The 5,421-nt window shown below is 71.8% G+C and carries 6 protein-coding genes; 4 read left to right on the top strand and 2 right to left on the bottom strand.

Annotation, left to right across the window (positions count from 1 at the left end):
• The 3 genes from ACFR9S_RS06565 to ACFR9S_RS06555 all read left to right on the top strand — a co-directional run.
• Positions 1-481, top strand: a 481-nt coding sequence (locus tag ACFR9S_RS06565; RefSeq protein WP_379818306.1) for a helix-turn-helix domain-containing protein, incomplete at its 5' end; no start/stop codon positions are given.
• 54 nt (positions 482-535) lie between these two features.
• Positions 536-1,300, top strand: a complete 765-nt coding sequence (locus ACFR9S_RS06560; protein WP_379731910.1) for an enoyl-CoA hydratase/isomerase family protein — start codon at positions 536-538, stop codon at positions 1,298-1,300.
• Between the two features lie 105 nt (positions 1,301-1,405).
• Positions 1,406-2,386, top strand: a complete 981-nt coding sequence (locus ACFR9S_RS06555) for an AAA family ATPase (protein ID WP_379731911.1) — start codon at positions 1,406-1,408, stop codon at positions 2,384-2,386.
• On the opposite strand, the gene ACFR9S_RS06550 is transcribed toward ACFR9S_RS06555, so the two are convergent.
• Complete coding sequence (locus tag ACFR9S_RS06550) at positions 2,383-2,640, bottom strand: hypothetical protein (RefSeq protein ID WP_379731913.1); 258 nt, start codon at positions 2,638-2,640, stop codon at positions 2,383-2,385. The genes ACFR9S_RS06555 and ACFR9S_RS06550 overlap by 4 nt on opposite strands.
• A gap of 43 nt (positions 2,641-2,683) precedes the next feature.
• Positions 2,684-3,676: an asparaginase gene (locus ACFR9S_RS06545; protein WP_379818305.1), complete on the bottom strand. Its 993-nt coding sequence runs from the start codon at positions 3,674-3,676 to the stop codon at positions 2,684-2,686.
• Positions 3,677-3,806: 130 nt separating this feature from the next.
• Here ACFR9S_RS06545 and ACFR9S_RS06540 point away from each other — a divergent pair.
• Positions 3,807-5,421: hypothetical protein (locus ACFR9S_RS06540; protein ID WP_379818304.1), on the top strand; the 1,615-nt coding region annotated here is incomplete at its 3' end.

Raw genomic sequence — 5,421 nt, 5'->3', positions numbered from 1 at the left:
CGCCGCACTTGAGGCCGACGACCGCATCCGCTACCTCTACCGCGCGGCCGTCGACGGCCGCCACAGCTACCGCTGCCTCTCGCTCCAGCGGAGTGTCGTCCACGAACTCGTCAGCGCGGGGTTCGTCGTCGAGTCGCTGCGCTACCAGCGCGGCGACGCCCTGCTGACCGGCGCCGTCGTCGGGCAGGAGATCCTGCAGGCGGTCATGGAGACCGCCGGCGGGACCGTCGGCGTCGAACTGGAGCGGGTGTACGCGCTCGGGCCGGAGGAGGACAGCACCGTCCCCGAGCGGTGGGATCTCACACCCGCGCAGGCCGACGCGATCGAGACCGCGGTGGAGATGGGGTACTTCACGGTCCCGCGTGCGGTCACGGCGAGCGAGGTCGCCGACGCGATGGGGATCAGCAAGACGGCCTTTCTCGAACGCCTCCGTCGCGGGCAGAACGCGCTGTTCTCGCAGGTGTTCGACGTCGAGCGCTGAGCGGCCACGGTTCCAGCGGCGGGAACTAAGACGCCGCCGGCCCCGGACCTACTCATGCAGATCGACGACGGCGCAGTCAAGCGCATCACCTTCGACCGGCCCGACGTGTACAACGCGATGACCACCGACGTGGCCGCCGAGCTCGCAGACTCGATCGCCGACCTCGACCCCGAGACCCACGACGCCGCCGTGGTCACGGGTGAGGGGGACGCCTTCAGCGCCGGCGGCGACATCGATTCGATGGCCGAGCGCGACTGGACGACCGCGGAGGCGTACGAGCGCGTCCAGTCGACGTTCGGCCGCGTCGCCGAGACCGCCCTGTCGGCGCCGGTACCGATCGTCGCGAAGGTGAACGGCGACGCCGTCGGCGCTGGGCTGTCGCTGGTCGCCGTCTCCGACTTCGCGTACGCCGCCGAATCCGCCCGGTTCGGGGCCTCGTTCGTCAACGTCGGCCTGATTCCCGACATGGGCGCGACGGCGATCCTCCCGCGCCTGATCGGCCTCCGGAAGACGAAGGAGCTCGCGTTCACCGGCGAGCTCGTCGGCGCCGACGAGGCGGCGGCGATGGATCTGGTCAACGAGGCGGTTCCGGACGACGACCTCGACGCTCGTGTCGACGACCTGCTCGAAACGCTCCGGAGCAAGCCGACCGCCAACGTCGGGCTCGCGAAGGAGGCGATCCACGACAGCCTCGGCCAGCAGTGGCGCGACGGCCTCCAGCGGGAAGCGGCCCTCCAGTCGATGGCGTACGACACGCCCGCCCACGAGGAGGGGGTGGCCGCGTTCCGGGAGGGCCGTAAACCGGATTTCGATCGATAGAACGCTGGAGATCCGTCCGGTGAGCGCCGATCCAGTCGAGGTGATTGGCCCGCTGGCCGTTGGCGAGGACAGGAACTTTGGCCCCCCGGCGTAATCTACGGGTGAATGACGACTGACACGCCCTCCGCCTCGGAGGCGGGCGAGCGCTGTGCGGCGGTGCTCGACGCCATCGAGGGAGCCGTGATCGTTCGACGCGAGTTCCTCGAAACCGTCCTCGTCGGCGTGCTCGCCCGCGGGCACGTCCTGCTGGAAGACGTCCCCGGCACGGGGAAGACGCTGACCGCCCAGAGCGTCTCGACCGCGCTCGGCCTCTCGTTCTCCCGCATCCAGTTCACGCCGGACCTGCTGCCGGCGGACATCACCGGGACGAACGTGTTCCACGAGAACGAGGGCGACTTCGAGTTCCAGCCCGGTCCGATCTTCGCGAACGTCGTGCTGGCCGACGAGATCAACCGCGCGCCGCCGAAAACGCAGGCCGCGCTGCTGGAAGCGATGGCCGAGGGGCAGGTCACCGTCGAGGGGGAGACCCGGGAGCTGCCCGACCCCTTCATCGTGATCGCGACCCAGAACCCCGTCGAGAGCGAGGGGACGTTCCCGCTGCCCGAAGCGCAGGTCGACCGCTTCGCGGTGAAGGACTCGATGGGCTACCCCGAGCGCGACGGCGAGATCGAACTGCTCCGCCGGCGTGCGGGCCGGACCGAGCAGGTGCCCTCCGTCGAGCGCGTGCTGGACGACGGGATGGTCGAAACGCTCCAGCACGTCCCCGAGGAAGTCCACGCCGATCCGGACCTGCTCGACTACGTCGCCGACGTGGCTCGGGCGACCCGCGAGGACCGCCGCGTCGAGGTCGGCGTCTCTCCCCGCGGGACCCAGCGGCTGTTCGAGATCAGCCGCGCCCACGCGACGCTGCGCTCCCGGGAGTTCCTCACGCCCGACGACGTGAAAGCCGTCGCCGAGCAGGCGCTCGCCCACCGCCTCGTGCTCACGCCGGAGGCACAGGTCGACGGCGTCGACAAGGCGGCCGTGATCGAGGACGTGCTCGACTCCGTCGAGGTGCCGACCGTCGACGCCGCGCCCGAAGCCTAATCGCGCCGAAACGCGAACGCCGTCTCCGCCCCGATTTCTTCGCCGCCCTCGACCGCCGTCACGCGGAGCGTCACGTCCCGCGTCGACCCACAGCCACGGCTCACGAACTCCGCCCACTGATCGCCGACAGCGACGGGACCGGCGTGCGTACGGCGGAGGAACGCCCGGTAGCGGTCCGAATCGAGCGCCGTCGCGGTGGCGTCGTCGTCGGGTTCGACGGAGAGCACGACCCGATCGGCAGTCGTCTCGCTCACGTTCGCCGTTCACACTGCACGGGGAAATCGTCCACGCCGACGCTCACCGCCCGGGCTCGCGGAGCCCGCGTTCGAAGAACGCCTCGTCGACGCCATCGCCGCCGACCGCCAGCGCGACCGCGAGCTTGATCCGCGCCTTCCACGGCTGGAGGTCGCCCGCCCAGAGCACGCCCAGTTCGTCGAGGGTCGTGCCGCCGCCGGCACCGCCGTACAGCGGTGCGGTCGCGCCCTCGTGACACCGGGAGGCGATCACGACCGGAACCTCGGCCGCCCGGATCTCCTCGATCGCGTCACAGAGCGCGCCGGTCGTGTTCCCCAGTCCCGTTCCCCCGACGACGACACCATCGACGGCAGAACTGGCCGGATCCCCGACCACCCGCCGGAGCGCGTCGCCGCCCGCGCCGAGTCCTGAGGTGAGGATCGGGATCGCCGCGCCGACATCGCCGACTCCCGGCACACCGGCCGCATAGCTCCGCGGCTCCCGAAACAGCCGAAGCCCGGCGGGCGTGAACTCCCCGACCGGCCCGCGCTCGGGCGAGCGGAACGTCGACAGCGCGCTGGTGTGGGATTTCACCACGTCGCGGGCGGCGTGGACCTCGTCGTCGAACACCAGATACGTGCCCGACTCTACGCGGTCGTGCGTGACCGTCCGGACGGCCGCGAGCAGGTTCGGCGGGCCGTCGGTTCCCACCTCGTCGAACGGCCGCTGGGCGCCGGTAAAGGCCACCGGGACGTCGAGATCGGTCGTCAGGTCCAGCAGGTACGCCGACTCCGCCATCGTGTCGGTGCCGTGGGTGACGACGATCCCGTCCGACGCCTCGGCCGCCGCTTCGGCCGCATTCCGGAGCGCGGCCGCCCGCTCCCACGTCACGTCGAACCCGGAGACGCTCGCGACGCGCTCGACGGTTATCGACGCCAACTCGCCGAGGCCCGGAACCGCCTCGATCAGCGCTTCGCCCTCCTTCGACGGCGTCTTCCCGCCGTCGCCGTCCGTGCTGGCGATCGTCCCGCCCGTACTCAGTAGCGTGACGTCCATGCCGGACCGGGACACCGACGGGCGATACGCCGCGGGATTCCGGCGAGGGTTGCCGCCACCACCGCACGACCGGGCTGCCGTCCCACGGATACTTACCGGTCGGGAGCCACGTCGGGGATATCCTCCCCGCATGACCGAGACCACCGACCGGGGCTCGCTCCGAGCGGTCGTCGGGCGCCCCGAAGAACTGCTCGACCGGGCGAGCCGTGCCGCCGAGCCGGCCGAGTTCGTCGTCACGCCCGAGCGGCTCCACCGGCGGAACCTGAAGCGTCGGCTCGCCGAGCGAGCGACGCCCCGGAGCAGTCTCCGGCTCACCGACGCGACGGCGATCGCGAGCCGGCTGCTCGACGCCGCGGGCGAACCGAGCGAGACGATCGACCGGATCGACCGACTCAAGCACCTCGAATCGTTGCTGGAGCGGGACACCGAAGCGAACGAACGGCTGCGCGCCGCGGTCGGCAGCGACCTGCCCGCCCACGCCGAGACGATCGCCGCGGCACAGACCCGCGTCGCCGAGATGACCGGCTGGGACGACGAGTGCCTGCACGCGCTATCGACAGTCGCCGAGGGACTCCCGTCGGTCGCTGCCCGGGACACGGCCGATCTGCTCGCCGGCGTCCGCGCGCTGGAGCGGGGGCTCGCGGAGCGTGTCGGCGCCGTCCACTCCCGGGAGACGCTGCTGCCGGCCGCCGCCGCGGCGCTTCGCGACCGTCCAGCGCTCTGGTCGGAGACGTTCCCGACGGCCGAGCGAATCTCCGTCGCCGGCGTGAGCGCGGTGGACGCCCCGCTGCTCTCGCTGCTGGACGCGGCCACGGCTGCCGGCGTCGACGTGACGCTATCGCTCCGACCGGGGACGGGGCAATCGATCGTCGACAGGCTTCCGGACCGAACCGAGGCCGACCTCTCAGCCGACGGGCGGGACGCGTCGATCGCCCCCGACCTCGCCGCCGCCGAGTTCGTCGCCGACACGCCCGAGGCGGAAGCCCGACTTGCGGCCGGCGTCGTCGCCGCTCACCTCCGGAACGGGGTGTCGCCGAGCGACGTGCTGGTGGTCGCCCGCGACGCCGCCGAGTACGAGCGCCCGCTCCGGCGGGCGATGGGCCGGCAGGGGGTGAACCTCGCCGTCTGGGCACAGCTCCCGGTCGAGCGGACGATCCCCTACCGCCAGTTCGCGGCAACCTGTGCCGTCCTCGCGGCCGACGAACTCGACGTAGATCGACTGCTCGAACCGCTGGAGTTCCACTGGGTCCCGCCGGCGACCGCGGTCGAGGACGCCGACATGGATGACTGGCCGCTGTCCACTGCCGATATCGGCGAACTCCGAACGGCGCTCGCGACCGATTCGGGGACGGAACGCTCCCTCGTTGGGTGGGCGGACAGACTCGGGGCGGTCGTCGACGCCGGCGAAATCCAGCCAGAGCGGGCGCGCCCGCTCCGGACGTTCCTCGACTGGGCCCGCGAACAGCCGGGAACGCCCGAACCCGTCGCAGTTCACGAGACGTTCGAGCCGCTGGTCGAGGCCGGACGGGAACTCGCCCTGCCCAGCGTGTTCGCCGAGGACAGCGCCGACCTCGGCCGGACATCGCGGTACGCCCGCGCACTCAGTCGGATCGAGGAGCTCCTCACCGACACGCGGGCGAAGTACCGCGAGTGGCTCGACGCCGGCGACGTGCTGCGCTCGTGGCTGGCCATCGCCGACCTCGCCGAGCGCGTGGTGACCACCCGCCCGGGCCGGCGCGAGCACG

This window comes from Halolamina salina, assembly GCF_042678005.1.
Lineage (GTDB): Archaea > Halobacteriota > Halobacteria > Halobacteriales > Haloferacaceae > Halolamina > Halolamina salina.
The sequence above is the reverse complement of the archived record's forward strand: the minus strand, read 5'-3'. Positions and strand labels throughout refer to the sequence as shown.

Excerpts from the sequence above, each read along its gene's own strand:
- ACFR9S_RS06555 (WP_379731911.1), top strand. The coding sequence starts at position 1,406 with ATGACGACTGACACGCCCTCCGCCTCGGAGGCGGGCGAGCGCTGTGCG.
- ACFR9S_RS06560 (WP_379731910.1), top strand. The coding sequence starts at position 536 with ATGCAGATCGACGACGGCGCAGTCAAGCGCATCACCTTCGACCGGCCC.
- ACFR9S_RS06545 (WP_379818305.1), bottom strand. The coding sequence starts at position 3,676 with ATGGACGTCACGCTACTGAGTACGGGCGGGACGATCGCCAGCACGGAC.